We start from the raw sequence: 26,733 nt of genomic DNA, 5'->3' as shown, positions 1-26,733 counted from the left end.
ACATGATCCCCCGCCGTCGTTTCCTGCAGGCGGCGGCCACCACCGCGGTGGCCGTCCCCCTGTCCGCCACCTCCGCGCACGCCACGGCCGCACGCGCCCGCGAACCCGAGGGAACCATCACCGACCTGGGCCCGGCCAGCGTCGCCGGCCCGCTCGGGAACGCCGAGATCGTGGGCGACGTGCTGTACGTCGGCTCGCGCGGCCTGTCGCCGAACGTCGTCGCCGCCTACGACCTCACGAAGGATTCGGTCACGACCCATTTCGAGATCCCGACGGGCATCGGCATCTGGGCGATGTGCCGGGTGGGCACCGACGTCTACGCCGCCACGCACTCCCGCTCCGACCTGTACCGGATCGACACGGTGGCCGGCACGGTGACGAAGGTCGCCGAGTACCCCGACCACTTCGTGTGGACCATGGCCGCCTCCCCCGACGGCAAGGTCTACCTGGGCACCTCGGAGCCGGGCCGGGTCCGCGAGTACGACCCGGCCACCGGCGCCGGCCGCGACCTGGGCGAGGCCAGCCCCGGCGAGGCGTACGTGCGCAGCATCCAGGCCGACGCCACGCACGTCTACGCGGGCGTCGGCGCGAACGCCCACCTCATCGCCGTCGACCGCGCCACCGGCGAGCGGCGCGAGCTGCTGCCGCCGGAGCTGGCCGACCGCGACTGGGTGGCCAGCATGAGCATGTCCGACACCCACCTCGCGTGCGGCATGAACTCGCTGGCCGAGCTGCTCGTGCTGGACCGGGCCGACCCCTCCCGGTTCAAGGTCGTCAAGGCCACCGCGCCGGGCGAGAAGTACATCGTCTCGGTGCTCGTCCACGACGGCCACGTCTACTTCGCCGGCCGCCCCACCGGCACGCTCTACCGGTACTCGATCGCCGGGGGCGAGCTGGAGGTGCTCGGCGTGCCGTACTTCGAGGCCGCCACCCACCGCCTCCTCGCCCACGAGGGGCGCGTCTACGGCGTCCAGGACAGCGCGGTGTTCGTGTACGACCCGGCCACCGGGCAGATCGAGTACCGCAACCTCGTGCAGCGCGGCCTGCGCGCCGCCCCCGAGGAGCCCATGTCCGTCCACTCCGACGGCGAACGGGTCTACGTGGGCGGCAAGAGCGGCGCCGACATCCACGACCTGGCCACCGGCAAGGTGACCCGGCTCGGCATCCCGGGCGAGCCGAAGACCATGCTGACCGTGCGCGGCACCACGTACCTCGGCGTCTACACGCAGGCCGCCCTGTACGCGCACCGCGCCGGCGAGAGCGAGGCCAGGCTGCTCGCGCGCGCCGGCAACCAGCAGGACCGGCCCCGCGACCTGGCCTACGACGCCCGTACCGGCCTGGTCGTCATGCCGACGCAGCCCGAGCCCGGCCACGTCAACGGCGCGCTGTCGCTCTACTCCCCGCGCACCGGGAAGCTGGAGACCTACCGCCCGGCCGTGGAGCGGCAGACCGTCTACTCGGTCGTCACCCGGCGCGGCACCGCCTACCTCGGCACGCTCATCCAGGAGGGCCTCGGCCTGCCGCCGGTGACCGCCACGGCCCGCCTGGCGGCGTGGGACCTCACCGCCCGCGAGCTCCTGTGGCAGCACGAGCCCGTGCCGGGCGCCCGCGCCATCACCTCGCTCGCCCTGGGGCGCGCCGGGGCCGTGCTGTACGGGATGGCCAGCACCGGCGAGGTGTTCGCGTTCGACCTGCGCCGCCGGGAGGTGACCGCGCGCCTGCGCGTGGGCGCGAAGGGCGGCGAGCTGTTCGTCACGGGCGAGGTGGCCTACTGCACGGACGGGGACACGATCTACAAGCTCGACCTGCGGTCGTTCACGGCGAAGACCGTCGCCGCCGGGCTGGCGGGGCAGTGGTTCGGCGGGGAGCCCAAGCTGGCGCTGGACCCCTCGCGTCGCGCCCTGTACGGGGTGCGGGGACGCAACCTGGTCCGCGTCGCCATCTCCGGCCGCCCTGACGCCTAGCCGGTGAGCGTCGTGCCCGCCCGGCCGGGGCGCCGGGCGGGGCCGCGATGGCGCTCCACCAGCGCGCGCTCCTCCGCCGGCAGCGGCGGGCCGTACGGGTCGTGCGCGTGCGAGCCGGGGATGCGTCCCTCGGCCGCCGCGAGCCACAGCATGCGCTGCACGTAGCCCTCCATGGGCTCGGTGAACGTCACCTGCGCCAGCCGGTCCAGGCGGCCGGACGCCTCCTCGAAGGCCCGCAGGTCGGAGCCGCGGAAGGCGGCCAGCACGGCCGCGGTGACCTCCACCGAGGCGGCGGCCAGGCCCACCAGCGCGGCCTCGGCGCCCCACAGCAGGGAGGGCCCGAACATGCGGTCCTCGCCGGTGATGGCCAGCCGCCCCGCCTCGCGGGTCAGCGCGATGGCCCGCTGGCAGCCCATGGCGTCGGAGAGCAGGGCCGTCTTGAGCCCCGCCACGCCCGGATGGGCCAGGATCGCGGCCATCGCCTCCGGCGGGCACGGCCGGGTGTAGAGGTCGAAGGCGATCATCGGCAGCGCGGAGGCCCGCCACACGGCGTCGTGCAGCGCCGGACGGTCACCGGCCGAGGGGAACACCAGGACGCCCGCCGCGCCGAGCCCGGCCGCCACCCTCGCCTCCTCGGCCGTCCGCTCCACGCCCTCCCCCGCCGGGGAGCCCGTGGAGCCGCCTGTGGATCCGTCCGGGGAGTCGTCCGTGGCGGGGTGGCCGCCGACGCCCACGAGGACGGGGACGCCCAGCGCCACCGCCCGCTCGATCACGCCCGCGCGCACCTCCGGCGCCAGGTACGGGCCCCGGCCGGTGTGGGCCAGCACCGCGAGGGCGCCGGCCCCGTCGGCGACCAGCCCGGCCAGGTAGTGCGAGACCAGCTCCAGATCGACCTCCCCGGCCGCCGTCATGGGGGTGGCCGCCGCGGCGATGAGCGAGCCGCGCAGGCGGTCGCGGAGGGTCTGTGCCGAGATGTGCATCCCAGAGAGCTTAGGGCAGGAGGCCCGGCTACTTCAGTCCGGTCATCGCGATGCTGTTGACCAGGTACCGCTGGAGCAGGAAGAACACCACGAGGCAGGGCACCACCGACACGGTCGCCGACGCCATGAGCACCGAGAGCTGCATCTCCTCGGTCCGCAGCGTGGTGAGCCCCACGGTCAGCGTCCGGGTCGTGTCGCTCTGCCCGATGACCAGCGGCCACAGGAAGTCGTTCCAGTGCCACAGGAAGACGAACACGCCGAGCGTGGCCAGGATGGGCCGGGTCAGCGGCACCACGATCGTCCAGTAGACCCGCAGCTCCGAGGCGCCGTCGACCTTGGCGGCGTCGAACAGCTCGTCCGGCAGGCCGAGGATGAACTGCCGCATGAGGAAGACGGCCTGCGAGTTGGCCAGGGTCGGCACGATCAGGCCCCAGAACGTGTCCACCCCGCCCAGGTCGTTCACCAGGACGAACGTCGGGATGAGGGTGGCCTGGAACGGCACCATCATGGTCGCGAGGAACGTCCAGAACATCGCCTCCCGGCCGGGGAAGCGCTTCTTGGCGAAGGCGTACCCGGCCATGGACGCGGTGAGCAGGATGACCACCACCGACACCAGGGAGTAGACCAGCGAGTTGACCGTCCACCCGGCGAAGCCGCTGGACGACAGCACCCGCGCGACGTTGTCGAAGGTGAGCGACTCGGGCCAGCTCCCCGGCACGGTGGGCCGGCCGGCCGGCGACAGCGCCACGACGACCATCGCGACGAACGGGCTGACGGTCAGCAGCGACAGCACGGCCAGCAGCGCCGCGAGCGGCCATCCGGCCCGCCGGCGGCCCGTCCGCGCGGCGCCGGCGGCCCGGACGAGCGGCCTGGAAGCGGTCAGCGTCACGTGTTCCCCCGGTCGAGAAAGCGGCGTTGCACCAGTGAGACGACGAGCACGATCGCGAACAGCACCATGCCCCAGGTGGCCGCGTAGCCGAAGTCGAAGGACCGGAAGCCGTGGTCGTAGATGCCGTAGATGAGCGTGTACGTGGCCCGCGCGGGTCCGCCGCCGGTCATCACGTAGATGGTGTCGAACGTCTGGAAGGCGCTGATCGTCTCGATCACCAGGACGAAGAACAGGGTGGGCTTGAGCAGCGGCAGCGTGATCCGCCGGAACCGCTGCCAGGAGCTCGCCCCGTCCACCGTGGCCGCCTCCAGGTACGAGCCGGGGATGGACTTCAGCCCGGCCAGCAGGATCAGCATCGAGTAGCCGAACCCCTTCCACACCGACACCACGGCCAGTGCGGGCAGCACGAGCGCCGACTGCTCCAGGAACGGCACCGGCCCGAGGTCGGCCTTGGCCAGCAGGCCGTTGATGAGGCCGCTGTACTCGTAGATCCAGCGCCAGATGATGCCGGCGAGCACGAAGCTGGTGACGTACGGCAGGAACAGCATGCCGCGGAACAGCCCCCGCAGGAACACCACCTGGTTGAGCAGCAGCGCCGTGCCGAGCGCCACGACGACGGTGAGCGGCACGTAGACCGCCGCGTACACCAGCGTGACCCGCAGGCTGGTCCAGAAGTTCACGTCGTCCAGCAGCCGGGCGTAGTTGTCGGCGCCGACGAAGCTCCACTCCCCGCCGATGTTCCAGTTGGTCAGGCTCATGCCCGCCGCGCCGAGGGTGGGGAAGATCCTGAAGATCAGGAACAGCACCAGCATCGGGAGCACGAACAGCAGCCCGGTGACCGGGTCACGCAAGCGTTGACGCAACGTTCCTCTCCTCCGGTCAGCCGCCGCTGCTCAGCAGCGCGTCGGCCTCCTTGGCGGCGGCGTCGAGGGCCGTCTTCGCGTCCTCCTTGCCGAGCAGCGCCGCCTGGATGTGCGGGGCGAGCACGCCCATCACCTGGCGGGCCTTCGGGTGCGCGTCGCCCGGGAAGGCGTACTGCAGCGACTTGGCGAACTCCTTGGCCTCGGCCGACTGGTCGGGCACGGTCACGTCGGTGCGCGCGGGGAAGAAGCCCGACTCCTTCGCCAGCTGCGCCGACACCTCGGGCGAGGCGAGGAAGGCGGCGAACTTCTTCGCCGCGTCCTTGTTCTCGGAGTGCTTGGCCAGCACCAGGCCGCCGGGGATGCCGAACGCGACGCGCTTCGTGCCCTCCAGCGGCAGGCCGATGCCGACGTTCTCGGCGCCGATGGCGGCGCCGAGCTGGGTGGCCTGGAGCGCGGTGGCCGCGTGGTACATCGCGGTCTTACCAGCGGCGAGCAGGCCGCCCTCGATGTCGTTGCCCTTGCTGGCGGTGTTCTCCGGCAGGCCGCCGGCGGCCTTGAGGTCGAGCAGCAGCTGCAGGCTCGCGACGCCCTCGGGGCCGTCGAAGGCGACGCTCTTGCCGTCGGGGGCGAAGACGCTGCCGCCGTTGGCCCACAGCAGGGGGTAGAAGCTCTGGTTGAGGCTGACCTCGGGCTTGCCGGGGTAGTCCAGCACCGCGACCTTCTTGGCGGCCAGCTTGGGGGCGGCCGCCTTGAGCTCGGCGAGCGTCTGCGGCGCCGGGTCGACGCCGGCCTCGGCGAACAGCTTCTTGTTGTAGATGGGGGCGGTGATGGTCTGGTAGATCGGCACGCCGTACAGCTTGCCGTTCGCGGTGAGGGCGCTCAGCGAGTTGGGCAGGTACTTCGCCCTGTCGGCGGCGATCACGTCGTCGACCGCCTCGACGGTGCCCTGCTGGGCGTACTGGGGGATCTGGTCGGGACCGAGCACGACCAGGTCGAAGCCCTTCTTGGAGATGAGGGCCGTGGTGACCTTCTCCTGGCGGCCCTCCCAGGGCTGGAGGTCGACCTTGACGTCGACGGTGGGGTTCTTGGCCTCGAAGTCCTTCTCGACCTTGCCCCAGAACGCCTGGCTCTTCGCCTGGTCCGCGATCACCGGGTACATCCAGAGAGTCACGGCGCTCTTGTCCGAGCCGCTCGATCCGCACCCGGCGACCGCGACGCCCAGCGCGGCGGCGATGCCGACTGCCGCTGTCTTCCTCATGGCGGCTTCCTTTCCCGTAATACCGGTCCTGACCGAAATGTAGTGAGGGCGCCGAGCCGGGTCAACGCCTGATATCCGACCGTGACTACGCACGGCCACCGGACCGGGGCGTCGCCCGGACGATCTCCCGGGCGACGACCTCGACGTGCTCGCCGGTGTAGTGCTCGTTCCAGTCGATGACCAGCAGCGTGTCGGCCACGAGGCGGTCGGCCTCGGGGCAGTCCGCCGGCGTGTAGCCCTCCAGGGGCCCGCGCGAGGCGCCGTAGACGGGCCCGTGCCAGACGGGCGCCCGGTTGAGGGGCTCGCCGAGGTACCCGGCCCGGGCCGGAACCCCGGCCGCGGCCAGGGCCTCGGCCAGCTCCCGCGCGCCGCCGCCCGGCAGCACGAGGGGGAACAGCCACCAGGCGTGGCCGTCCGGGCGGGGCAGCCGCAGGCCCGGGACGTTCCCGAGCGCGTCCAGCAGCAGGGCCGCGGTGCGCCGCCGGGCGGCCACCACCCCGGGGAGCTTGGCGAGCTGGGCGCGCGCGACCGCGGCCTGCAGCTCGGTCATGCGGTAGTTGAGCCCGAAGGAGGCGTGCGAGCGCCCGGCCGCGCGGTCCCAGCCCTTGTCGGCGAACAGCCGCATGCGCCGGGCCAGCTCGTCGTCCGCGGTGAGCGCGATCCCGCCGTCGCCGCAGGTGATGTGCTTCCACTGCTGGAGGCTGAGACAGGCCACGTCCCCCACCGTCCCCGCGAGCCGCGGAGAGGCGTCCGCGGCTTCGGGGGCGGGCAGCTCGGCCAGCCACGCCTGCGCGCAGTCCTCGATCAGCGTCAGGCCGTGGGCGTCGGCCAGGGCACGCAGCTCGTCCACCCGGGCCGGGGCGCCGAACAGGTGCACCGCCATGATCGCCCGCGTACGCGGCCCGATCAGCTTCGCGACGGCCCCCGGATCGAGATTGCCGTCGCCGGGGTCCACGTCCGCGAAGACAGGGACGGCGTTCTGCGCCAAGATGGGGGCCACAGTCCCGAAGTCCGTGATCGGTGTCGTGATGATCTCGTCTCCGGGGTCCGGCGCGGCCGCCACGACCGCCAGGTGGAGGGCCGCGGTGCCCGAGCTGCAGGAGATCGCATGAGGGAGGCCGTACATCCGCGCGACCTCCGCCTCGAGCAGCCGGGCCTCGGTGCCCCAGACGGAGTTGAGCATGCCCGAGCGGATCACCCGCTCGGCCGCGGCCACCTCCTCGTCGCCGAGGGTACGGCCCGCCGCTTCGGCCATGGACGGGAAGTTCACCGGAGCACCTCACAAGAGTATGATTGCGGTCTTGACCGAAATGAGCCGAGAGGGAGACGCGGGTGGGAATCGTCATCGGGGTCGTCGGCCCGCACGATCTGGTCGACGACGTCGCGGCCACGTGCGAGGACCAGCCCGGCCTCACCGCGTTGCGCCTGGACTACGACCACGAGTCCCAGGCGCCCGCGATCGTCGAGGCGCACACCCCGTCCGTGGAGGGATGGCTGTTCACCGGCATCGTCCCGTACATGCTGGCCCGCGACGCCGACGTGCTGACGCGTCCGGCCGCCTTCGTCGACTACTCGGGCGCGACGCTGCTGAGCGCCCTCGTCCGGCTCCAGCACGAGGGTGTGGACGTGACCCGGCTGTCCATCGACACGCTGCCGGCGGCCGACGTGACGGCGACGTTCGCCGAGGCCGGCCTGCCGACCGACGAGCTGCGCACGCTCCCCTACCGGCCGGAGGTGACCTCCAGGAACGCCATCGCCTTCCACCGCCGCCACCCCGGCCATCCGGTGATCACCTGCCTGAGCAGCGTCCACGAGGCGCTGCGCGAGGAGATGCAGGTGCTGCGGCTGGTGCCGTCGGTCCACTCCGTCCGCGTGGCGCTGCGCCAGCTCCTGCTGACGGCCGAGGGCCAGGCCCAGGAGGACGCGCAGATCGCGCTCGGGCTGATCGAGGTGGCCAACGAGGAGGGCCTGCTTCGCGAGGCCGCCGCGCTGGGCGGCACGATCGCGGCCTTCCGCGGCGGCACGCACCTGCTGGTCACCACGCGCGGCCCGCTGCACGACGCCACCGGCGGCTTCACCTGCCTGCCCATGCTGGCGCGGCTGGCCGGTCAGAACGAGGCGGTCCGCATCGGCTTCGGCCTGGGGCGCAGCGCGGCCGAGGCCGAGAGCCTGGCCCGCCGGGCGCTGGCCCGGGCGCGCCGCATCGGCGAGGTGGCGGCCGTGCTGTCGCTTCGGGCCGACACCGACATCGTGCTGGAGTCGGTGCCGGCGGCCCCGGCGGCCGAGCACAACCTGTCGGTCATCGCGCGCCGCGTGGGCCTGTCGGTCCCCACGCTGGAGAAGCTCCTGGAGGCGCGGGCCGCCGCCGGGGACGAGCCGCTCACCACCAGGGAGATCGCCGACCGCCTGGCCGTGCAGCAGCGCACCGCGCGACGCATGCTGCACCGGCTGGAGCTGGCCGGGCTGGCCGAGCGCACCGGCAACCTGACCAGCGGCTCCAGCGGCCGCCCGCTCACGCTGTACCGCCTGACCCTCTGATGAGACGGGTACGGCGTCCGGTCGGCGGGCGGGCATGTCAGGACAGCCAGCGGTCCAGGCCGCCGGCGACGAAGTCGTCGTCGCGCAGCCACGGGTAGGCCGCCCAGATCCGGTCGATCTCCGCGAGCTGCCCCGGGGAGAGCTCCTCGGCGGGGTCCAGGCACCAGCGGCCGGCCAGCAGCCCCTGCCGGCGCAGCACCTCGTGGATGCCCGGGATGCAGCCGTGGAAGCCGTTGGCGGTGTCGAAGATGGCGGCGTTGGCGTCGGTCAGGTGGCCGTCCAGGGTGAGCAGCCGCCGTACGGCCGCGTCGTCGCCGCCCCGGGCCAGCTTCGCCTCCTCCAGCAGCTCCACGGCGCGCCGCACCCACACCGCCCACTGGCCGAGCAGGCCGCCGACGAACTCGACGTCCACCTCCCGCCCGTCCACCACGACGCGGTGCGCGGTGATGAGGTCGGCCAGGATGTGGTCGTCGTTGCCGGTGTAGAGGGCGACGTCGCCCGCCCGCCCGGCGCGTACGACGCCATGCAGCACGTCGAGCGTGCGGTACCGGTCGAACGGGGCGACCTTGATGCCGACCACCGACTCGATGGCGGCCAGGCGCGTCCAGAAGTCGCGCGACAGGGCGCGCCCGCCCACCGCGGGCTGGAGGTAGAACCCGATCACGGGCAGCACCTCGCCGACGGCGCGGGCGCGCTCGATCAGGGCGTCCTCGTCGAGCTCGCGGTGGGGGCTGAGCAGGACCATGTGGTAGCCGAGCGAGCGGGCCAGCTCGGCCTCGGCCACCGCCTGCGCGGTCGGGCCGGTGGCCCCGGCCACCAGCACCACCTCGCGGCCCGCCTCGCCGGCGGTGCGGGCGGCCAGTTCGAGCACGGGGGCGAGCAGGTCGGTGCCGTGGATCGCGAACTGGGTGGTGTGGACGCCCACCGCCAGTCCCCCGGCGCCCGCCTCGACGTAGTAGCGGGTCAGCGCCCGCTGGCGGCGCTCGTCCAGCTTGCGGTCCTCGGTCAGGGCGAGCGGGTGCGCCGGGATGACGAGGCCGCGCCGGAAGAGGTGGCGCACGGACGTCTGCGCCTCTGGAGCCGTGCTGAGCACGTGGGATCCCCCTTGTGTCACGGTTGGTGGCTGCGGTGCCCGCGCGCGGATGAGGGTGGGGCGGGCGCGGATCAGGAGCTGTGCGCTTTCGCGGGCGCGGGTGCGCTTTCGCGGACGCGGGTGCGCTTTCGCGGACGCGGGTGCGCTTTCGCGGACGCGGGGTCAGAAACGGCCGTCGCGGCGCTCGAACTTGGTCGGCTTGCCGAGCAGGGGGCCGCCGCCGGCGACCCAGCGGGCGGTGTGCTCGATCAGCTCGGCCGGCGTGATCGGCGGGTAGCCGAAGAGCCGGTGGCAGCGCGAGGCGTTGGACAGCAGCGCCGTCGGCGCCTCCTCACCGGTGAACACCGGCTCCTTGCCGAGGGCCTCGCCCAGCGCCAGCGCCGCCTGCCGTACGGAGATCAGCTCCGGGCCCGTGACGTTGAGCACGTAGGGCGGCGTCCCGGCCAGCAGCAGCGAGCGCAGGGTGACCTCGTTGGCGTAGCCCTGCCAGACGACGTTGACCTGGCCGGTGGCGAGGTCGACGGGCTCGCCGGCGAGGACCTTCTGCGCGAGGTCCACGAGCACGCCGTAGCGCAGCTCGACGGCGTAGTTGAGGCGGATCAGCGCCATGCGGGTGCCGTGGGTCTCGGCGAAGTGGGTCAGGACCCGCTCCCGGCCCAGGCAGCTCATCGCGTAGTCGCCGACCGGGCCGGTGGCGGACTCCTCGGTGCTGCCGCCGCTGGTCACGGGGACGAGCGGGTAGACGTTGCCGGTGGACAGGGCGGCGATGCGGCTGCCGCGGAAGCGGTCGGCGACCCGGCCGGGCAGGTACGTGTTGGTGAACCAGGTGGCGTGCTCGCGCCCGGCCGTGCCGAACTTGGCGCCGACCAGGAAGACGACGTTGGCCGCGTCGGGCAGCTCGCGCAGCGCCCCCTCGTCGGCGACGTCGGCGGCCACCACGTCGGCGCCCTCCGCGCGCAGCGCGTCGGCCAGGCCGGGCTCGGAGAAGCGGGACACGGCGATGACCCGCCGGTCGCGCCCGGCCGCGGCCGTGGCATTGAGCGCCAGCCGCACCAGGCTGGGGCCGAGCTTGCCGCCCGCGCCGAGGATCATGATGTCGCCGTCGAGCCTGTCGAGATCGTCGACGAGCCCGGCGCTCGGCCGCGCCAGCCGCTCCTCGAGTTCCGCTGTCGTCCGCACGCGGTCTCCCTCTGTACGTGAGTTACGGTCCAGACCGTAACTGGCGGAGAGTCCGCCTGTCAACGGCCGCGCACGTCACCTCGGGGTCCTCGGGCGGCCTGGGCCACCTGTACGCCGGCGGTCCGACGGCGCCGGCCACCCGGAGGCGACGAGGCGCGAGCCGCGCTTCCCCGAGGACGCGCCAACCGGCGATGCGATGTCCCCCGGATCGGGCGGAGCTCCGGGTGGCGGTACGGGCTCAGCACGTGCGCGCCTCGGACGGGACCGGCTCCTTCCGGGAGAGGCGCGGCCGGCAGGCTTGCTCGACATCCGGCACGGGAACGGTGATGGTCCGGACGGAGGTCCTGATCGGCTTGGCCCGGGTTCGCCGGGATCGTCGCCGTCAAGCGCTGCCGCCGAGGAAGGGTCCTGCGGGAGTTTTCCGGAGGAATGCTCGTTGACGGCCTGTCCAGCCGCGCTCCGCCTCTCCTGGGCAGACTGCTGCCTTGCTCTTCGCGGACGGAGGCTCGGTGACGGCGACGGATTTTCTCTACGGTGTGGTGCTGGTCTACGCGACGACGGTGGAGGGCGGTTACGCGACTCCGAGTTTCAGCGAGGACATCACCGTGGTACGGGCCGCTTCGGAGGAAGCCGCTCGCCGGATGGCCGAGGCGCTGGGGCGCGAGGCCGAGGTCGAGTACGGCAACGCCTTCGGCGAGCGGGTGGCATGGCGCTTCCTCGGGGTCGCGGCGCTGCAGCTCCTCCAGGTCGACGACCTCGAGGTGGGAGCGACCCTGCTGTCACAGTCCTTCGACAGCTTGGAGCGTTACCGGGACCTGTTCGAGATCGGCGAGTTGCCGGAAGGGTGAGCCGGCTCCCGCCTGAGCCGGGGGATCCGGTCAGGCGTCGGCGGCGGGCGGGGCGGCCTCGCGGGCCGAGACGAGGACGTCGAGGATGGCGCGGGTCTGCGCCCACGGCACCGGGCTCGGCGCGCCCTTGACCATGTCGAGGAACGCCGCGATCGTCCCCTCGTAGCCGAGCCCCTGGATCGGGTCGTCGCCTCCTTCGATCACGACGGTCTCGGAGGAGTCGCGCCGGTGCAGGGTGACGCTGTAGGACTCCCCCTCCGACACGCCGAGGACCTCGACCGTGCCGGTGACGCCGTGGGACCACCGCAGCGCCATGACGCCGGTGTCCTCGGAGCGCAGGGTCGTGTAGTGCCGCCGCGCGCCCGCCGCGCCCACCAGCCGCACGTCCGGCCCGAGCAGCGCGACCAGCAGCTCGACGCCGTGGACGCCCATGGTCACCATCGTGCCGCCGCCCTCCCCCGGCGTGTCCTGCCAGGCGTTGTAGCCGCTCGCCCACAGCCCGACGTCGTGCCGCACGGTCGCCCGTACGGCCAGCACGTCGGCCGGGTCCACCGTCAGGCCCGCGAACGCCGGGGCGAACCGCAGCACCGACGTGGACATCACCCGGTCGTGGATCGGCAGCCGGTCCAGCCGGTCGAGCTGGTCGCGGCCGGCCGCGGCGGGCTTGTTGACGAAGCAGGCCGCCCCGGTCTCCAGCACCGCGGCCAGCGCGTCGGGCACCCGGGGGTTGGGCACGGTCAGCACCACCCCGTCGGGCCGGGTCGCCAGGGCCTCGGCCAGGCTCGGGACCACCACCGCCGAGGGGTGCTCGGCGGTGAAGCGCCCCAGCCGCTCGGGGTCCGGCTCCCAGACCACCAGCTCGGCGTACCGGGCCAGGGTGCGGGCGTCGGTGTACGGATGGCTGGTGGCGAGACCGGCGAGGGCGATGCGCACGGGGGTCCTCCGGGGGCCGCGACGGGACGGGGGACCATCATGGCAGCCGTCCCGTCGCCACCCCGGCCGTGGACCGGGCAGCGCGCACCTCCCCCGCCCGGATCCGTCAGCCGCCATGACGAACGGCAGGCGGCGGGCGGCGAAGGTGACGCGGGACGTACGGGCCGGCTAGTGGGCCGCCGCGCCCTGGACCATCTCCCGCAGCTGCGCCTCCTGGTCCTGGCTGAGCGAGGTCTGGAGGATGCGCCCCCCGTACGGCTGGATCTCCGGGATGACCTTGTCCGGGGTGCTCCGCACGACGAGCACGAACAGCGCGGCCGTGCCGGGCTCCATCTCGGCGGCGATCTGCCGCATGAAGTCGTCGTTGACCCCGACGTCGCTCATCGCGCCGCCGGCTGCCCCGGCCGCGGCGCCGAAGGCCATGCCCAGCAGGGGCATGAAGAACAGCAGGCCGATCAGGCCGCCCCACAGCGCGCCGCTGGCGGCTCCCATCCCTGTCATGTTCGCGCTCTGGTGCAGCTTGATCTTGCCGTCGGTGCGGCGCTCGACGACGGCGACGTCCTCCATGGTGATGAGGTTCTGCCGCTGGAGGTCGAAGAGACGGTCACGGACCGAGGTGGCGGTGGCGACGTCGGGGTACGCGATGACGATGAGGTTGCTCATGGCTCTCTTCCTTCTGGGTTACCGAACCATGGGGAAATTTCCGGATGTCGGCAGACATATAGCCACACTGAGGTAAAACGCTTCCCGGAACAGGCCGCCCCGTATTAATGGATTCACCGGGATCCCGGGGGCATCCTCCCGCATTCCCCAAAGTCGTCCAAATTCCTGCTGGACTGGCGTCCGTCGGGTCTTACGATGCCGGACGCAGGGCATTGACCATGGTCCGACAGCTTTTTCGCGGATGGCGCGGGATCCGACGGAGGCACCCATGGGTTGCTTGTTCGCTATATTCGCCGGGATTTTCCCGCGAATGGCCGTCTTCATCCTCTGGATCGCGCGGCCGGCGCTGGTGGGCGCGGTCTTCCACACGTGGATCTGGCCCCTGCTCGGGCTGATCTTCCTGCCGTTCGCGACGCTGATGTACATCATCCTGTCCATCTCCGGCGCGCACCTCAGCGGCGGGGACTGGATCTGGATCGTGCTGGCGGCGGTGCTGGACGTGCTGCACTGGGCGAGCATGGCGGCGCGCAACCGCTTGATGCCCGGCTACCCCCCGCCACCCGGCTACCCCCAGCCGCCGCCCGGCTACCCCCGGGCCTGACCGGCGAGAACGGCGGAGGGCGATCATGTGCAGGTGGATGGCGTACAGCGGAGACCCGATCCTGGCCGACGAGCTGCTGTACCAGCCCGTGCACTCGGTCATCGACCAGAGCATGCACGCCAAGCTCGGCCCGAACACCACCAACGGCGACGGGTTCGGCATCGGCTGGTACGGCGAGGGGGTCGCGCCCGCCGTGTTCAAGAGCATCCTGCCGGCGTGGAACGACCGCAACCTGCGCGAGCTGGCCGGGGAGATCCGCACCTCGCTGCTGTTCGCGCACGTCCGCGCCTCGACCGGCACCGGGGTGGAGCGCAGCAACTGCCATCCGTTCCGGTACGGGCGCTGGCTGTGGATGCACAACGGGCTCATCGGGGAGTACTTCCGGCTCAAGCGCGACCTGGCGATGGCGGTGGACCCGGTGCTGTACCCGGCCATCGAGGGGTCGACCGACTCGGAGCTGCTGTTCTTCCTGGCGCTCACCTTCGGCCTGCCCGACGACCCGCCCGGCGCGGTGGCCCGCGCCGTCGGCCTGGTCGAGGAGGTCGCCCGGCGCCACGGCGTCCCCGACCCCGTCCAGATGACCGTGGCCACCGCCGACGGCGAGCGGCTCTGGATCTTCCGCTACGCCAGCGCCGGCCCGCCCAGGTCGCTGTTCTACTCCACCGGCGTCTCCCAGCTCAGCGCGCTGCACCCGGAGCTGGACGCCCTGCGGCAGCTCGGCCCGAAGTCGCGCTTCGTGGTCTCCGAACCGCTGCGCGACCTCAAGGGCGCGTGGAACGAGCTGCCCGAGAGCACCTACGGCGTCGTCCACGACGGGCACTACGAACTGCACGCCTTCACGCCGGTCTCCCCTGCTCACGCCCCGTAAGGGGGAACGGGGCGGCCGGCGAGCCCCTCGGCCCGGTCGCCGCGGTCGAGCTGCTCGTCGAGGGCCATGGCCGCGGCGACCAGCGCCAGGTGGGTGAACGCCTGCGGGAAGTTGCCGAGTTGCTCCCCCGACGGGCCGATCTCCTCGGCGAACAGGCCGACGTGGTTGGCGTAGGTGAGCATCTTGTCGAAGGCGTAGCGGGCCTGGCGGACCCGCCCGGCACGGGCCAGGGCCTCGACGTAGAGGAAGCTGCACAGGTTGAACGTCCCCTCCGAGCCGCGCAGCCCGTCCGGCGAGGCGACGGGGTCGTAGCGGTAGACCAGGCTGTCGCTGACCAGCTCCTGGTCCATGGCGTCCAGGGTGCTCAGCCAGGCCGGGTCGCGGGGCGAGACGAAACCGACCCGGGGCATCAGCAGGAGCGAGGCGTCCAGGACGTCGGTGGCGTAGTGCTGGACGAACGCCTGCCGCCGCGCGTTCCAGCCGCGCCGCACGATCTGGTTGAAGACGGTGTCACGCGTGTTCGTCCAGCGGACGACGTCGGCAGGACGGGAGTAGGTCGCCGCCATGCGGATGCCGCGGTCGAAGGCGACCCACGTCATCAGGCGGCTGTAGGTGAAGTCCTGGCGTCCGCCGCGGGTCTCCCAGATGCCCTCGTCGGGGCGGTCCCAGGTGTCGGCCAGCCAGTCCAGCATCCGGGCGAAGGCCCGCCAGCCCTGGATGCCGCCGATGTCCTGGGCCTGCACCAGCGCGTCCGCGAGCTCTCCGTAGATGTCGAGCTGGATCTGGTCGGCGGCGGCGTTGCCGGCCCGGACCGGGCCCGACTTCTCGTACCCCTCCAGATGGTCGAGGACCTCCTCGGTCAGGGCGGGGTCGCCGTCGATGCGGTACATGATCTGCAACGGCTCGCCGGACGCCGTGCCGCCGGCCTCGATACGGTCGCGCAGCCACGTGCGGAAGGCGTTGGCCTCCTCGGTGAAGCCGAGGTCGATCAGGGCCCTGACGGACAGGGAGCCGTCGCGGATCCAGGTGTAGCGGTAGTCCCAGTTGCGCTCGCCGCCGATCTGCTCCGGCAGGCCCATGGTGGCGGCGGCGATCGGCGCGCCGGTGGGCGCGTACGTGAGCAGCTTGAGGGTGATCGCCGAGCGGTTGACCATCTCCTGCCACCGCCCGCGGTAGCGGGAGCCGCGCAGCCAGTCGAGCCAGAAGTCATGGCACGCCTCGATGCCGTCGCGCACCTCCGCGGGGGTCAGCGGGCTCGGGGTGTGGGCGCCGGGGCGGTCCGCGGTCAGGGTGATCGCGGCCGTCTCGCCCGCCTGGAGGGTGAACTCGGCGACGACGTCGTCGCCGTCGGGGCGCAGCATGATGTGGTCGCTGGCTCTCAGGTGCAGGTCCGTGCCAGGACCGCGGAACAGGGCGGAGCCGTCGTCGAGCATGCTGAGGGTGTGCGCCGCCCGCGCGTAGTCGAAGCGGGGGCGGCAGTCGAGCGCGAAGGGCAGGCTGCCGCGGACGACCCGGGCGACGCGCATGATGCGGTGCCGGTCGGAGGCGGTGGTGGTGGGGTTCGGCGCCATGAAGTCGGCGACCTCGCCGACGCCGCTCGGCGCCATGTACCGGGTCACGAGGATCGCGGTGTCCGGCAGGTAGAGCTGCCGGACGCTCTCCCCCGCGATGAGGTCGAGGGCCGCGGCGAAGCGGAAGTGGCCGCCGCGCTCGCTGTCGAGGAGGGAGGCGAAGACGCTCGGAGAGTCGAAGCGCGGGGTGCACCACCAGTCGATGGTCCCCGTGCCGGAGACGAGCGCCGCGGTCTGCAGGTCTCCGATCATGCCGTGGTCCGCGATCGCCGGATAGTCGTTCATGGATGCCCCCGTCGTTGGTCCGATCCGCTGGGTCCCCTCCGGAGCGCCGGCACGGTCACCGGCGGCGGCAGGGTTACCGCAGCCCCCAAAGGGACATATACCTACATTCCAGACAATTTCTTCGAAATGTCGACATTTTTTGGAGTCAGGTCGGAGCCTCCCCCCACGGGCGCGCACTTCCGCCGGCACGACCGGCGGTTTTCCGCAAGGGAGGACGCAGACCATGAACAGGGCGGACGGCGCAGCGGTTTCCCGTCGAGACGGAAAGGTCCGGGTCCGCCGTGGATCAGACGCATGACGGCCACCGCACGTGGCACGCGCTCGACTCGGCGACGGTGACCCGGGAGCTCGGCGTCCGGCCCGAGCGCGGCCTCACCGCCGAGGACGCGCGCGACCGGTTGCGGGCCCACGGCCCCAACAGGCTGGCCGGCCGCAAGAAGGAGTCGGTCCTGCAGGCGTGGCTGCGCCAGTACCGGGACTTCATGCAGATCGTGCTGCTGGCCGCGGCGGTGATCAGCCTGGTCGTCACGCACGAGGCCGGGACCTCCGTCGTCCTCGCCGGGCTCACCGTCTTCAACGCGGTGGTCGGGCTGCGCCAGGAGGCGAAGGCCGAGGAGAGCGTCCAGGCGCTGGCCCAGATGATGAAGACCGTCGCCCGGGTCCGCCGGGACGGCCAGGCCGTCGAGATCGACGCCGAACAGCTCGTGCCGGGCGACGTGGTGCTGGTCGAGGCGGGCGACCGGGTGCCCGCGGACGGCCGGATCTGCCTCGCCGCGTCCCTGGAGATCGAGGAGTCCGCCCTCACCGGCGAGAGCCTGCCGGTGGCCAAGCGGACCGGCCCGGTGCCCGAGGGCGACGTGCCGCTCGGGGACCGTGTCTGCCTGGCGTACATGAACACCTCCGTCACCCGGGGGCGCGGCGAGTTCGTCGTCACCGAGACCGGGATGGACACCGAGATCGGCCACATAGCCGGCCTGCTCGCCGGCACGGAGGCCGACAAGACGCCGCTGCAGAAGCAGCTCGACGGCCTCTCCAAGATCATCGCCACGATCGCCGGGATCGCGCTCGCGCTCGTGATCGTGCTCGGGCTGATCCGGGGCAAGCCGTTCGACGTCCTGTTCATCACCGGCGTGGCGCTCGCGGTCGCCGCCATCCCGACGGGCCTGCCGGCGGTCGTGACGGCTCTGCTGTCGATCGGCACCCGCGAGATCGCCCGCCGCAACGCGATCATGAAGCGGCTGCCCGCGGTGGAGACGCTCGGCTCGACCTCGATGATCTGCTCCGACAAGACGGGCACACTGACGCTCAACAAGATGACCGCCCGCGAGATGGTGATCCCGGGGCTGAACCGCTACGCCGTGTCCGGCGAGGGCTACTCCACCGCCGGGGAGATCAAGCACGTCGGCGGGGCGCACGTCGACCTCGACCCGTACCTGCTGCCGATGGTCCTGTGCGCGGACGCCGTCCTGGACGGCGAGAGCCTGATCGGCGACCCGACGGAGGGCGCGCTCATCGTGCTGGCCGCCAAGGGCGGCCTCGACCTCGACAGCACGCGCGGCAGCTACCCGCGCGTCGGTGAGGTCCCGTTCGACGCGGACTACAAGTTCATGGCCACCTTCCACGAGATGGCCGGTCCGGACGGGAAGCCGGTCGTCCGCTGCTACGTCAAGGGCGCCCCCGACGTGCTCATCGCCCGGGCCGCCGCCTACCGCTCGCCGGACGGGACGCTCGTCCCGGTGACGGACGCCAACCGCCCGCTCGCGCTGGAGGCCAACGACCGCATGGCCGCCGCCGGCGAGCGGGTCATGGTCGTGGCCCAGCGCGACCTGGACCCGGCGGCGTTCGACCCCGGCGGCGACCTGTTCGCCATGGTCACGGAGCTGACGCTGCTCGCGATGGTCGGGATCGTCGATCCCCCGCGGCCCGAGGCCAAGGCCGCGATCGCCACGTGCGCGCAGGCCGGCATCCGGGTACGGATGATCACCGGCGACCACGTGACGACCGCGGGCGCCATCGCCCGCGAGCTCGGCATCCCCGGACGGGCGATCACCGGGGCGGAGTTCGCGGCCATGAGCGACGACGAGCTGCGCGCGCGGATCGACGAGATCGGGGTCGTCGCCCGGGTGTCGCCCGAGGACAAGCTGCGGCTGGTCCGGCTGCTCAAGCGCGCCGGCAACGTGGTCGCCATGACGGGCGACGGGGTGAACGACGCCCCCGCCCTGAAGGCCGCCGACATCGGCGTGGCGATGGGGATCACCGGCACCGAGGTGTCGAAGGAAGCCGCCGTCATGATCCTCACCGACGACAACTTCGCGACGATCGTCGGCGCCGTGGAGTACGGGCGCGCGCTCTACGACAACCTGCTCAAGTACCTGCGCTTCCAGATGTCCACCCTGGTCGCCTACATCGCGATCTTCATCGGGGCGGCGGCCTTCGGGATCGCCGGCGGCATCCCGCTCACCCCGCTGCAGATCCTGTGGGTCAACATGCTCATCGACATCCCCGTCGCGATCGCGCTCGGCTTCGACGAGCCGACGCGGGGCCTGATGAGCCGCGCTCCCCGGCCGGTCGGCGCGCCGGTGCTGTCGCGGGGGAACTGGGTGCGGCTGTGCGTCCAGGGGTTCGTCATGACGGCCGGGTCGCTGGCCGCGTACCAGATCGGGGCCCGGCAGGGCGGCGCCGTCGCGGGGGCCACCATGCTGCTGACGACGCTGTCGCTCTTCCACGTCGCGGCCGGGCTGCTGGCGCGCGACCAGGAGAACACGATCCTCTCGCGGGCGGCGCTGCCGGGCCCGACCCAGCTGCGCCGGTACGCCCTCGCGCTGATCCTCGTCGTCGCGGTCACCGAGATCGGGCTGCTGCAGCGCATCTTCGGCACCACCGAACTGGGCGTCCCCCAGTGGGGGACGTGCCTGGGGATCGCGGCGAGCCTCGTCGTGGTCGAAGAGGTGATCAAGGTCGTGCTGCGGCACCGCGTGCCCACGGGCCGGGTCGCCGCGCCTCCCCCGAGGATCGTGCCGCTCACACCGGAGAGCCGGACATGACGAGCACGCCCGCCGCCTCCGGCTCGGCCGCCTCGTCGCGGAGCCTGCTGGTACCCCTCGCTCTCGCCCAGTTCATCTGCAGCTTCGCCGGCTCGAACATGAACGTGATGATCAAGGACATCAGCCAGGACCTGGGCACGACCGTGAAGGGCGTGCAGATCACGATCACGCTGTTCCTGCTGATCATGGCGATCTTCATGATCCCCGGCAGCAAGCTGACCGACCGCTGGGGCCGCAAACGGTGCTTCGTCCTAGGGCTTCAGCTCTACTGCGTCGGCGCCGTGCTCAGCATGGTCGCGCCCGGCCTCGGGGTGCTCATCATCGGCAACTCGGTGCTGGAGGGCGTGGGCACCGCGCTGCTGATCCCGCCGGTCTACATCTTCGCGACGCTGGCCTTCAGCGACACCGTGTCCCGGGCGCGGGCGTTCGGCGTGATCAGCGGGATGGGCGGCATCGGCGCGGCGGCCGGGCCGTTGATCGGCGGGTTCATCACCACGGCCGTCAGCTGGCGGGCCGCGTTCTTCTTCCAGACCGTCATCATCGTGGCGATCATCCTGCTCAGCCGCCGGATCACCGACCCCCTCGAACCGGACCCGGACCGTCCCTTCGACACCATCGGAGCGGTCCTGTCGGCGGCCGGCATGTTCTTCGTCGTGTTCGGGATCCTGCAGGCCGACGAGAACACGGCGCTCATGACGGCCTCGCTCGTGCTCGGCGGCGTGTTCCTGCTCTGGTTCTTCGCGCACGTGCGCTCCTGGGAGAGCGCGGGCAAGGAGCCGCTGCTGTCCACCGCGCTGTTCCGCGGCCGCACCTCCAACCTCGGCCTGGTGACGCAGAACATCCAATGGGTGCTGCTCATGGGCGTCTCGTTCGTCGTGGCCGTCTTCCTGCAGACCGTGCGCGGCTACAACGCGATCGAGACGGGCGTGATCTTCACCCCGGCGACCCTGGGCGTGCTCCTCTCCTCACTGGCGGCCGAGCGGCTCGCCGCCAGGCGGTCCCAGAAGATGCTGATCGTGACGGGCTTCGCCGTGACGGTGGCCGGGATCGCGGTCCTGCTCGCCCTGGTGCCGGTCTCGTCGAGCGTGCTCGCCTTCGGCCCGGGGCTGCTGCTCATCGGGCTCGGCCTCGGGGTGTCGCTGACGCCGTCGGTCAACATCGTCCAGTCCAGCGTGCCCGAGAGCATGCAGGGCGAGATCTCGGGGCTGTCGCGCAGCGTGTCCAACCTCGGCTCGTCGTTCGGCACAGCGATCGCCGGCACGATCCTCGTCTCCGACCTGGCCTCCGGGAACCGCTCGTACGCGCTGGCGATGGCCGCGCTGGCGGTCTTCGCCCTGGTCGGCCTGGCCGCCGCCGCCCGCATCCCCTCGGCCAGGCAACCCGACACGAAGGGAACGCGCGCATGAGGGATCTCGTCGCCATCGCCTATCCCGACAGGCCGGCCGCCGAACTGGCCGAGCGGCACGCCCGCGAGGCGGACGCGGAGGGGCTGCTCCAGGTCGAGGACCTGGTGCTCATGGTCAGGGACGAGGACGGCGCCGTCCAGGTACGGCAGGGCGGGCCGGGCGTCGGCATGGCGGTCACTGGCGGCGCCGTCTGGGGCGGCGTGATCGGGCTGCTGCTGCTGGCCCCGCTGTTCGGCATGGCGGTCGGCGCGGTCGCGGGCGGCGCCATCTGGAAGAGCGCGTTCGGCGACGCGGGCATGACCCGGGACTTCGTCGACGAGCTGCGCCAGGGCCTCCCTCCGGGAGGGGCCGCGCTGATCCTGCTCGTCCACGACCTGGACCCCGGGGAGGTCCTGCCGCGCCTGCGGCAGCACGGCCGGGTGATCCGCACCTCGCTCACCCCGCAGGCCGAGGCGCAGCTCGCGGCGGCTCTGGCCGCCCGGCCGGAGCGGCCGCAGCCCAGGCCCGGCCGGTCGTCGCGAGCCTGACGCCGACGTCCGCTCGTGCGGGACGGGCGCGGCTCAGTGGTCCACGGTCAGCACGATCTTGCCGATCTGGACGCCCGACTCCATGTACCGGTGCGCCGCCACGACCTCCTCCAGCGGGAACGTGCGGTCCACCGCGGGCCGGAACGCGCCCGAGCGCAGCCCCGAGGCCACGAACGCCACCGCCCGGTCCAGGCGGCGCGGGTCCCTGATGGTCTCCAGCACCGTGTACGTGCGCATGTTCAGGGCGGGCATGCCCAGCTCGAAGCCCGGGTACGGGGTCGGCTGACCGCTCAGCGCCCCGTACAGGAAGAGCGTCCCGCCCGGCGCCACGGCGCGCGCGAGGTCGGTCACGCCCGGCCCGGCGACGGCGTCGAAGACGTACTCGGCGCCCCTGCCGCCGGTCAGCTCCAGCACGCGGGCGGCCACGTCCTCCTCGTCGGAGACGATCACGTGGGCGGCGCCCTCCTTGAGCAGCCGCTCCTTCTTGCCGCCGGTGCGGGTGACGGCGATCGGCGTGGCTCCGACGCGGTTGGCCGTGTGGATGGCGGCCAGCCCGACGCCGCTGGAGGCGGCGGTCAGCACCACCGCGTCGCCGGGCCGCATGCCGCCCACCTCCACCAGCGCGCCGTACGCGGTGAGGTAGGGCATCCACACGGCGGCGCCGGACACCGCGTCCAGCCCGTCGGGGCGGCGCACGAGCGCCGACGCGGGGACGACGGCCCGCTCGGCGTAGACGGCGTAGTCGTTCTGCGAGAACGCCGGCACGCTGCTGACCGCCTGGCCCGGCTCCAGCCCGGTGACGCCGGGGCCGACGGCCTCGACCACCCCGGCGGCCTCGGCCCCGAGCCTGCCCGGGAACCGCCGGACCGGCTCGATGTAGTGACCGCCGCGGAACAGCGCCTCGGCCCGGTTCACCCCGATCGCGTCCACCCGGATCAGCACCTCGCCGGGCCCCGGCTCCCCCGGCTCGACGTCCTCCAGCCGCATCACCTCGGGGCCGCCGACCTCGTGGAACAGCACAGTTCTCGCCATGTCCTCGTCCTTCGCTCTTCCGGCGCTCTCCCGGCAACGGGGTCACTGAAGCACAGAAGTACGATCGTCGTCAAACTTCGATGAGTGTCGTACCATGGGGCGCATGGGACGTACGCCACCGCACCCCGACGTGTCGCAGTTCGATCTCCAGCAGGTGCTGGAGGCCCTGGTCGACCCGGTACGCCGGAGCATCGTCACGCAACTCGACGCCGCCGGTGAGGACCTCGCGTGCGGGACGTTCGACATCGCGGTCAGCAAGTCCACCGCCACCCACCACTTCAAGGTGCTGCGCGAGGCGGGGCTGATCCGGCAGTACTACGTCGGCACCTCGCGCCTGAACGCGCTGCGCCGCGCCGAGATGGACGAGGCGTTCCCCGGCCTGCTGGACGCCCTGACCAGGCCCCGCGTCCCCGTGGCGCCCTGACCTGGCCCGTCGGGACGTCGGCTCAGCCCCCGGCCCGGCCGGGAGAGACCAGGCCGCTCTCGTAGGCCAGGACGACGGCCTGCACCCGGTCGCGCAGCCCCAGCTTGGACAGGATCCGGGCGACGTGGGTCTTGACCGTCGTCGGGCTGAGCGTCAGCCGGTCGGCCAGCTCGGCGTTGCTCAGGCCGGTGGCCAGCAGGCGCAGCACCTCCAGCTCCCGCGGCGTCAGCTCGGCGAGGTCGCCCTGGACGGCCGGCACGGCCTCGGCGGGGCGGGCGAAGCGCTCCACCAGGCGGCGGGTGATCGCCGGCGCGAGCAGGGCGTCGCCGGAGCGCACCAGCCGCACCGAGGCGACCAGGTGCTCGGGGGTGACGTCCTTGAGCAGGAATCCGCTGGCGCCCGCGGTGAGCGCGGCGTAGACGTACTGGTCGAGGTCGTAGGTGGTGAGGATGAGCACGCGCGTGTCGTCGGCTCCCCCGGCCACGATCCGGCGGGTGGCCTCGATGCCGTCCATGTGCGGCATGCGGACGTCCATGAGCACGACGTCGGGGCGGGTGCGCCGCACGGCGGCGACCGCCTCGCCCCCGTCGGCCGCCTCGCCCACCACCTCGATGCCGTCGGCCATGAGGATCATCCGGAAGCCGGTGCGGACCAGCGCCTGGTCGTCGGCGATCACGGCGCGCAGCGGACGGCCCTCCCCGCTGCCCGCGTCCCCGCTCACGTCGCCCGCCACGGGATCTCGGCCCTGAGGCGGAATCCGCCGCCGGGCAGGGGAGCCGCCTCCAGGCTCCCGCCGTAGAGGGCAACCCGCTCGCGCAGCCCGATCAGCCCGCGCCCGTTGCCGGTGCGCGACTGCGTGCCCGGCGTGCCGCCGGTGTCGGTGACCTCGATCTCCAGGCGGCCGCCGCGATGGCCGACCGTGACGGCGGCCGCCGCGCCCGCCGCGTGCTTCATCGTGTTGGTCAACGCCTCCTGAACCACCCGGTACGCGGCCAGCTCCACCCCGGCGGGCAGCGGCCCCTCCGGCAGGCGGAGCGTGACCTCCACGGGCGTCCCGGCGGCGCGGACCCGCTCCACGAGGCCGTCGAGCCGGTCGAGCCCCGGCTGCGGCTCCAGCCCGTCGTCCGGGCCGGCCGCGGCGGCGCTCTCCTGGCCGGCCAGCAGGCCCATGACGTTGCGCAGCTCGGCCATGGCCGCCCGGCCGCTGGCCTCGATCGCGACCAGCGCCTCCCGCGACTGCTCGGGGTGCGCGTCCATCACCTTGCGGGCGGCGCCCGCCTGGATCACCATCACGCTGACATTGTGGGTCACCACGTCGTGCAGCTCGCCGGCGATCCGCGAGCGCTCGGCCTGGACCGCCTCGCGCATGGCCTCCTCCTGGGCGCGCCGCATCTCGTCGATCCGGCTCCTGCTGTGCCGCCAGAACCTGACGAAACCGGCCAGCGCGCCGGCGCTGACCAGCACCACGTACGGTCCGAGCGCGCTCGGCACGCTCGGCGTGATGCCCTGGGCCGCCGCCCCGGCGAGCACGGCCGCGAGCAGCAGGGACGCCACCGCGGGCACCCGGTTGCGGCTGTGGGCCACGGCGCTGTACCCGGCGACGCCGACGGCCGCCACGGTGATCCAGGTCTGCGCGCCGGTCATGGCCAGCGCCGCGGCCATCACCGCCCAGAACGTGCTCAGGGGATAGCGGCGGCGCGCCGCCAGGGGCACCGCGGTGAGCGCCGCCAGGACCAGGGGCGGCCCGTCCTCGCCTGGACCGGGGTCCAGGTCCGGAACGGCGGGCACGACCCGGACCTCCTCCGGCTGCCCGGGATCGGGAGGCTGCGGCGGCTCGGGGGGTTCCGGTGGTTCCGGGGGCTCGGGGGGTTCCGGCGGGTCGGGCAGGTCCGGCGGGTCGGGCGGCTCCGGCGGCTGCGCCCCCGTCCGGACGGCCGAGCTCGGGTGGCCCGCCGCGCCGGCGTCGTGGTCCGGAGCGCCGGCGACCGCGGAGGACGACGGTGAGGACGACGGTGCGAACGGTGGCGAGGACGACGGCCGCACGGAGGAGAGCGGCGCCTCACCGAGCCGCAGCAGCCCCGCCACCGGTTCCGCCCGATCCCCGGCCTGGTCGCCCGCGCCGGCCGCGAAGAGCGCCGCGACGGTCAGGACGGCCGCGAGCAGGACGTCGGCGACGAGGGAGCCGCGGGACGGCCGGGCGCCCCGCGCTCGCGGCCGAACCATGGCGAGCAGCCGCAGGCGGAGCAGCTGAAGGACCGGCAGCGGCAGGTCGAGCGCCCGCCGCCACCGGGGCCGTCGTTCGTCAGCAGTCACCGGCACATTGTCGCGGCGGCATGATCCGCGGCGCATCGTCCTGAATGACCGGGACGGTGTCCTGGAGGAGTACATCGCAGGGATGACCCCGGGCCCGGATCGTTCGCGCGGGGTATCCAAGATCCGCGCGGCGGACGACGCCCGCGCGGGCCTCGCGCGCCTAGCTTCTTACCCGTCATCGAGCCGTCCGCGGAGCCCGTCCGCCGGGGGCGGCCGTCCACATCGGAAGAACGGATCTCCATGCGTCGTGTGACAGCGCTCCTCCTCGCGGGCGCCCTGGCCGCCGCGGCACCCGCCTCCCCCGCCTGGGCCTCCCCCGCCGCCCCGGGGATCGCCTCGAAGGCCCCGGCCTCCGCGCCGGACAAGCCGTACCTGCCCGAGCCGACCGGCTCGCACCCGGTCGGCACCACGTCCCTCCACCTCAAGGACGCCTCGCGCCCCGACCCGTGGGTGCCCTCGGTGAAGGCGCGCGAGCTCATGGTGTCGCTGTGGTATCCGGCCCGTTCGCCCGGCCTGCAGCGGGCCCGGTACATGACGCCGAAGGAGTCGGAGCTCTTCCTCAAGGACGCGAAGCTGACCGACCTGCCGCCCGCCCTGCTGAGCACGACGCGGACCAACGCCTTCAGCGACGCGAAACCGGCCGGGCGCGGGCACGGCCTTCCCCTCGTGGTGCTCTCCCCCGGGTTCGGCAAGCCCCGCAGCACGCTGACCGCCCTGGCCGAGGACCTGGCCAGCCGTGGGTACGTGGTGGCCGCGATCGACCACACCTACGAGACGGTGGCCACGACGTTCCCCGACGGGCGGGTCACCACCTGCGTCCCCTGCGACGGCGACCACGACCCGTCGATGTTCACGAAGGTCGTCAACGTGCGCGCGGCCGACGTGTCGTTCGTGCTCGACCGGCTGACCGGGCCGCGGCCCGCGTGGAAGGGCGCCCGGCTGATCGACAGGTCCCGGACGGGCATGGCGGGCCACTCCATCGGCGGCGCGAGCGCCGTCACCGCGCTCGCCCTGGACGCGCGGCTGCGCGCCGGGATCGACATCGACGGCACCACGCCTCCCGACGCCCTCACCCGTGAGCTGAAGCGGCCGTTCATGTTCCTGGGCAAGGCCGCCACCTACACCCCCGGCATGGAGCCGGCCGCCACCTGGGAGCGCGACTGGAAGCTCATGACCGGCTGGAAGCGCTGGCTGCTCGTGACGGGCGCGGAGCACGCGTCGTTCACCGACGTCGGCGTCCTCGCGGCCGAGTTCGGCATCGACATCGGCGCTGACCTGCCGGCGGAGCGCGGGCTCGCGATCACCCGGACGTACGTCGGCGCCTTCTTCGACCGGCACCTGCTGAACAGGCCGCAGCCGCTGCTGGACGGGCCGTCGGCGAGCAACCCGGAGGTCAAGCACTGCGTCCCGGAGAAGAAGACCTGCGCCTGAGACCGACGGGCTGTACCTACCAG

The 26,733-nt window shown here is 72.9% G+C and carries 23 protein-coding genes; 10 read left to right on the top strand and 13 right to left on the bottom strand.

The features are described 5' to 3' along the window. The first annotated feature begins 2 nt into the window (after positions 1–2). Positions 3–1,964: a PQQ-binding-like beta-propeller repeat protein gene (locus tag HT134_RS18580; protein ID WP_175601618.1), complete on the top strand. Its 1,962-nt coding sequence runs from the start codon at positions 3–5 to the stop codon at positions 1,962–1,964. Here the strand turns inward: HT134_RS18580 and HT134_RS18575 are convergent. The 5 genes from HT134_RS18575 to HT134_RS18555 all read right to left on the bottom strand — a co-directional run bounded on the left by HT134_RS18575 (position 1,961) and on the right by HT134_RS18555 (position 7,224). After that, the gene (locus HT134_RS18575) at positions 1,961–2,944 is read right to left on the bottom strand and encodes a dihydrodipicolinate synthase family protein (RefSeq protein ID WP_175601617.1); all 984 of its coding nucleotides are present in this window, start codon (positions 2,942–2,944) and stop codon (positions 1,961–1,963) included. The two genes, HT134_RS18580 and HT134_RS18575, sit on opposite strands and share 4 nt — an antisense overlap. A 28-nt stretch (positions 2,945–2,972) precedes the next feature. After that, entirely contained in the window at positions 2,973–3,833 is an 861-nt protein-coding gene (locus HT134_RS18570; protein ID WP_312888214.1) for a carbohydrate ABC transporter permease, read from the bottom strand. Further along, on the bottom strand, positions 3,830–4,696 hold the full coding sequence (locus HT134_RS18565) for a carbohydrate ABC transporter permease (RefSeq protein WP_175601616.1): 867 nt from the start codon (positions 4,694–4,696) through the stop codon (positions 3,830–3,832). The genes HT134_RS18570 and HT134_RS18565 overlap by 4 nt, the downstream gene beginning before the upstream one ends. A gap of 16 nt (positions 4,697–4,712) precedes the next feature. Beyond that, entirely contained in the window at positions 4,713–5,954 is a 1,242-nt protein-coding gene (locus HT134_RS18560; protein ID WP_175601615.1) for an extracellular solute-binding protein, read from the bottom strand. Between the two features lie 85 nt (positions 5,955–6,039). Next, positions 6,040–7,224 (bottom strand): DegT/DnrJ/EryC1/StrS family aminotransferase, encoded by a 1,185-nt coding sequence (locus HT134_RS18555; protein ID WP_312888213.1) that lies wholly within the window; start codon positions 7,222–7,224, stop codon positions 6,040–6,042. Positions 7,225–7,286: 62 nt separating this feature from the next. Between HT134_RS18555 and HT134_RS18550 the strand changes: the two genes are divergently transcribed. Further along, the gene (locus tag HT134_RS18550; protein WP_175601614.1) at positions 7,287–8,492 is read left to right on the top strand and encodes a response regulator; all 1,206 of its coding nucleotides are present in this window, start codon (positions 7,287–7,289) and stop codon (positions 8,490–8,492) included. Positions 8,493–8,529: 37 nt separating this feature from the next. Here the strand turns inward: HT134_RS18550 and HT134_RS18545 are convergent, their stop codons facing one another. Together HT134_RS18545 and HT134_RS18540 are read right to left on the bottom strand one after the other, a co-directional pair. Then, positions 8,530–9,585: a dihydrodipicolinate synthase family protein gene (locus tag HT134_RS18545; protein ID WP_175601613.1), complete on the bottom strand. Its 1,056-nt coding sequence runs from the start codon at positions 9,583–9,585 to the stop codon at positions 8,530–8,532. Between the two features lie 162 nt (positions 9,586–9,747). Then, entirely contained in the window at positions 9,748–10,764 is a 1,017-nt protein-coding gene (locus tag HT134_RS18540) for an NAD-dependent epimerase/dehydratase family protein (protein WP_175601612.1), read from the bottom strand. A gap of 485 nt (positions 10,765–11,249) precedes the next feature. On the opposite strand from HT134_RS18540, the gene HT134_RS18535 reads away from it, so the two are divergent. Further along, positions 11,250–11,612: a DUF4288 domain-containing protein gene (locus HT134_RS18535; RefSeq protein ID WP_175601611.1), complete on the top strand. Its 363-nt coding sequence runs from the start codon at positions 11,250–11,252 to the stop codon at positions 11,610–11,612. Positions 11,613–11,642: 30 nt separating this feature from the next. Here HT134_RS18535 and HT134_RS47675 read toward each other — a convergent pair whose 3' ends face one another. Further along, positions 11,643–12,545, bottom strand: a complete 903-nt coding sequence (locus HT134_RS47675) for a Gfo/Idh/MocA family protein (protein ID WP_175601610.1) — start codon at positions 12,543–12,545, stop codon at positions 11,643–11,645. Positions 12,546–12,713: 168 nt separating this feature from the next. After that, positions 12,714–13,208: a DUF1269 domain-containing protein gene (locus HT134_RS18525; RefSeq protein WP_175601609.1), complete on the bottom strand. Its 495-nt coding sequence runs from the start codon at positions 13,206–13,208 to the stop codon at positions 12,714–12,716. 310 nt (positions 13,209–13,518) lie between these two features. Here HT134_RS18525 and HT134_RS18520 point away from each other — a divergent pair, with 310 nt between their 5' ends. Together HT134_RS18520 and HT134_RS18515 are read left to right on the top strand one after the other, a co-directional pair. Then, positions 13,519–13,809: a hypothetical protein gene (locus HT134_RS18520; protein ID WP_217707991.1), complete on the top strand. Its 291-nt coding sequence runs from the start codon at positions 13,519–13,521 to the stop codon at positions 13,807–13,809. A 37-nt stretch (positions 13,810–13,846) separates the two neighbouring features. Then, positions 13,847–14,677: a class II glutamine amidotransferase gene (locus HT134_RS18515; RefSeq protein ID WP_175601607.1), complete on the top strand. Its 831-nt coding sequence runs from the start codon at positions 13,847–13,849 to the stop codon at positions 14,675–14,677. Here HT134_RS18515 and HT134_RS18510 read toward each other — a convergent pair. Beyond that, positions 14,665–16,533: a glycoside hydrolase family 15 protein gene (locus HT134_RS18510; RefSeq protein ID WP_175601606.1), complete on the bottom strand. Its 1,869-nt coding sequence runs from the start codon at positions 16,531–16,533 to the stop codon at positions 14,665–14,667. The two genes, HT134_RS18515 and HT134_RS18510, sit on opposite strands and share 13 nt — an antisense overlap. Before the next feature lie 281 nt (positions 16,534–16,814). Between HT134_RS18510 and HT134_RS18505 the strand changes: the two genes are divergently transcribed. From HT134_RS18505 to HT134_RS18495, 3 genes are read left to right on the top strand one after another with little or no spacing between them, the layout of a single operon-like run. Next, positions 16,815–19,577 (top strand): cation-translocating P-type ATPase, encoded by a 2,763-nt coding sequence (locus HT134_RS18505; RefSeq protein ID WP_175601605.1) that lies wholly within the window; start codon positions 16,815–16,817, stop codon positions 19,575–19,577. After that, a complete protein-coding gene (locus HT134_RS18500) occupies positions 19,574–20,983 on the top strand; it encodes an MFS transporter (RefSeq protein ID WP_175601604.1) in 1,410 nt (469 codons plus the stop codon). The genes HT134_RS18505 and HT134_RS18500 overlap by 4 nt, the downstream gene beginning before the upstream one ends. Then, complete coding sequence (locus HT134_RS18495; protein WP_175601603.1) at positions 20,980–21,510, top strand: DUF1269 domain-containing protein; 531 nt, start codon at positions 20,980–20,982, stop codon at positions 21,508–21,510. The genes HT134_RS18500 and HT134_RS18495 overlap by 4 nt, the downstream gene beginning before the upstream one ends. A gap of 33 nt (positions 21,511–21,543) precedes the next feature. Here the strand turns inward: HT134_RS18495 and HT134_RS18490 are convergent, their stop codons facing one another. Beyond that, complete coding sequence (locus HT134_RS18490) at positions 21,544–22,542, bottom strand: zinc-dependent alcohol dehydrogenase family protein (RefSeq protein WP_175601602.1); 999 nt, start codon at positions 22,540–22,542, stop codon at positions 21,544–21,546. Between the two features lie 103 nt (positions 22,543–22,645). On the opposite strand from HT134_RS18490, the gene HT134_RS18485 reads away from it, so the two are divergent. After that, positions 22,646–22,966 (top strand): ArsR/SmtB family transcription factor, encoded by a 321-nt coding sequence (locus HT134_RS18485; RefSeq protein ID WP_175601601.1) that lies wholly within the window; start codon positions 22,646–22,648, stop codon positions 22,964–22,966. A gap of 22 nt (positions 22,967–22,988) precedes the next feature. Here HT134_RS18485 and HT134_RS18480 read toward each other — a convergent pair whose 3' ends face one another. Then, positions 22,989–23,687 (bottom strand): response regulator, encoded by a 699-nt coding sequence (locus tag HT134_RS18480; protein WP_312888211.1) that lies wholly within the window; start codon positions 23,685–23,687, stop codon positions 22,989–22,991. Beyond that, positions 23,684–25,279 (bottom strand): sensor histidine kinase, encoded by a 1,596-nt coding sequence (locus HT134_RS47670; protein ID WP_312888210.1) that lies wholly within the window; start codon positions 25,277–25,279, stop codon positions 23,684–23,686. The genes HT134_RS18480 and HT134_RS47670 overlap by 4 nt, the downstream gene beginning before the upstream one ends. Before the next feature lie 240 nt (positions 25,280–25,519). On the opposite strand from HT134_RS47670, the gene HT134_RS18470 reads away from it, so the two are divergent. Then, the gene (locus tag HT134_RS18470; protein ID WP_175601600.1) at positions 25,520–26,710 is read left to right on the top strand and encodes an alpha/beta hydrolase family protein; all 1,191 of its coding nucleotides are present in this window, start codon (positions 25,520–25,522) and stop codon (positions 26,708–26,710) included. The last annotated feature ends 23 nt before the right edge of the window (positions 26,711–26,733 follow it).

It is taken from the genome of Nonomuraea rhodomycinica (genome assembly GCF_013363995.1).
GTDB lineage: Bacteria > Actinomycetota > Actinomycetes > Streptosporangiales > Streptosporangiaceae > Nonomuraea > Nonomuraea rhodomycinica.
Note: the sequence above shows the minus strand (reverse complement) of the source record. Positions and strands in the feature narration are given on the sequence as shown.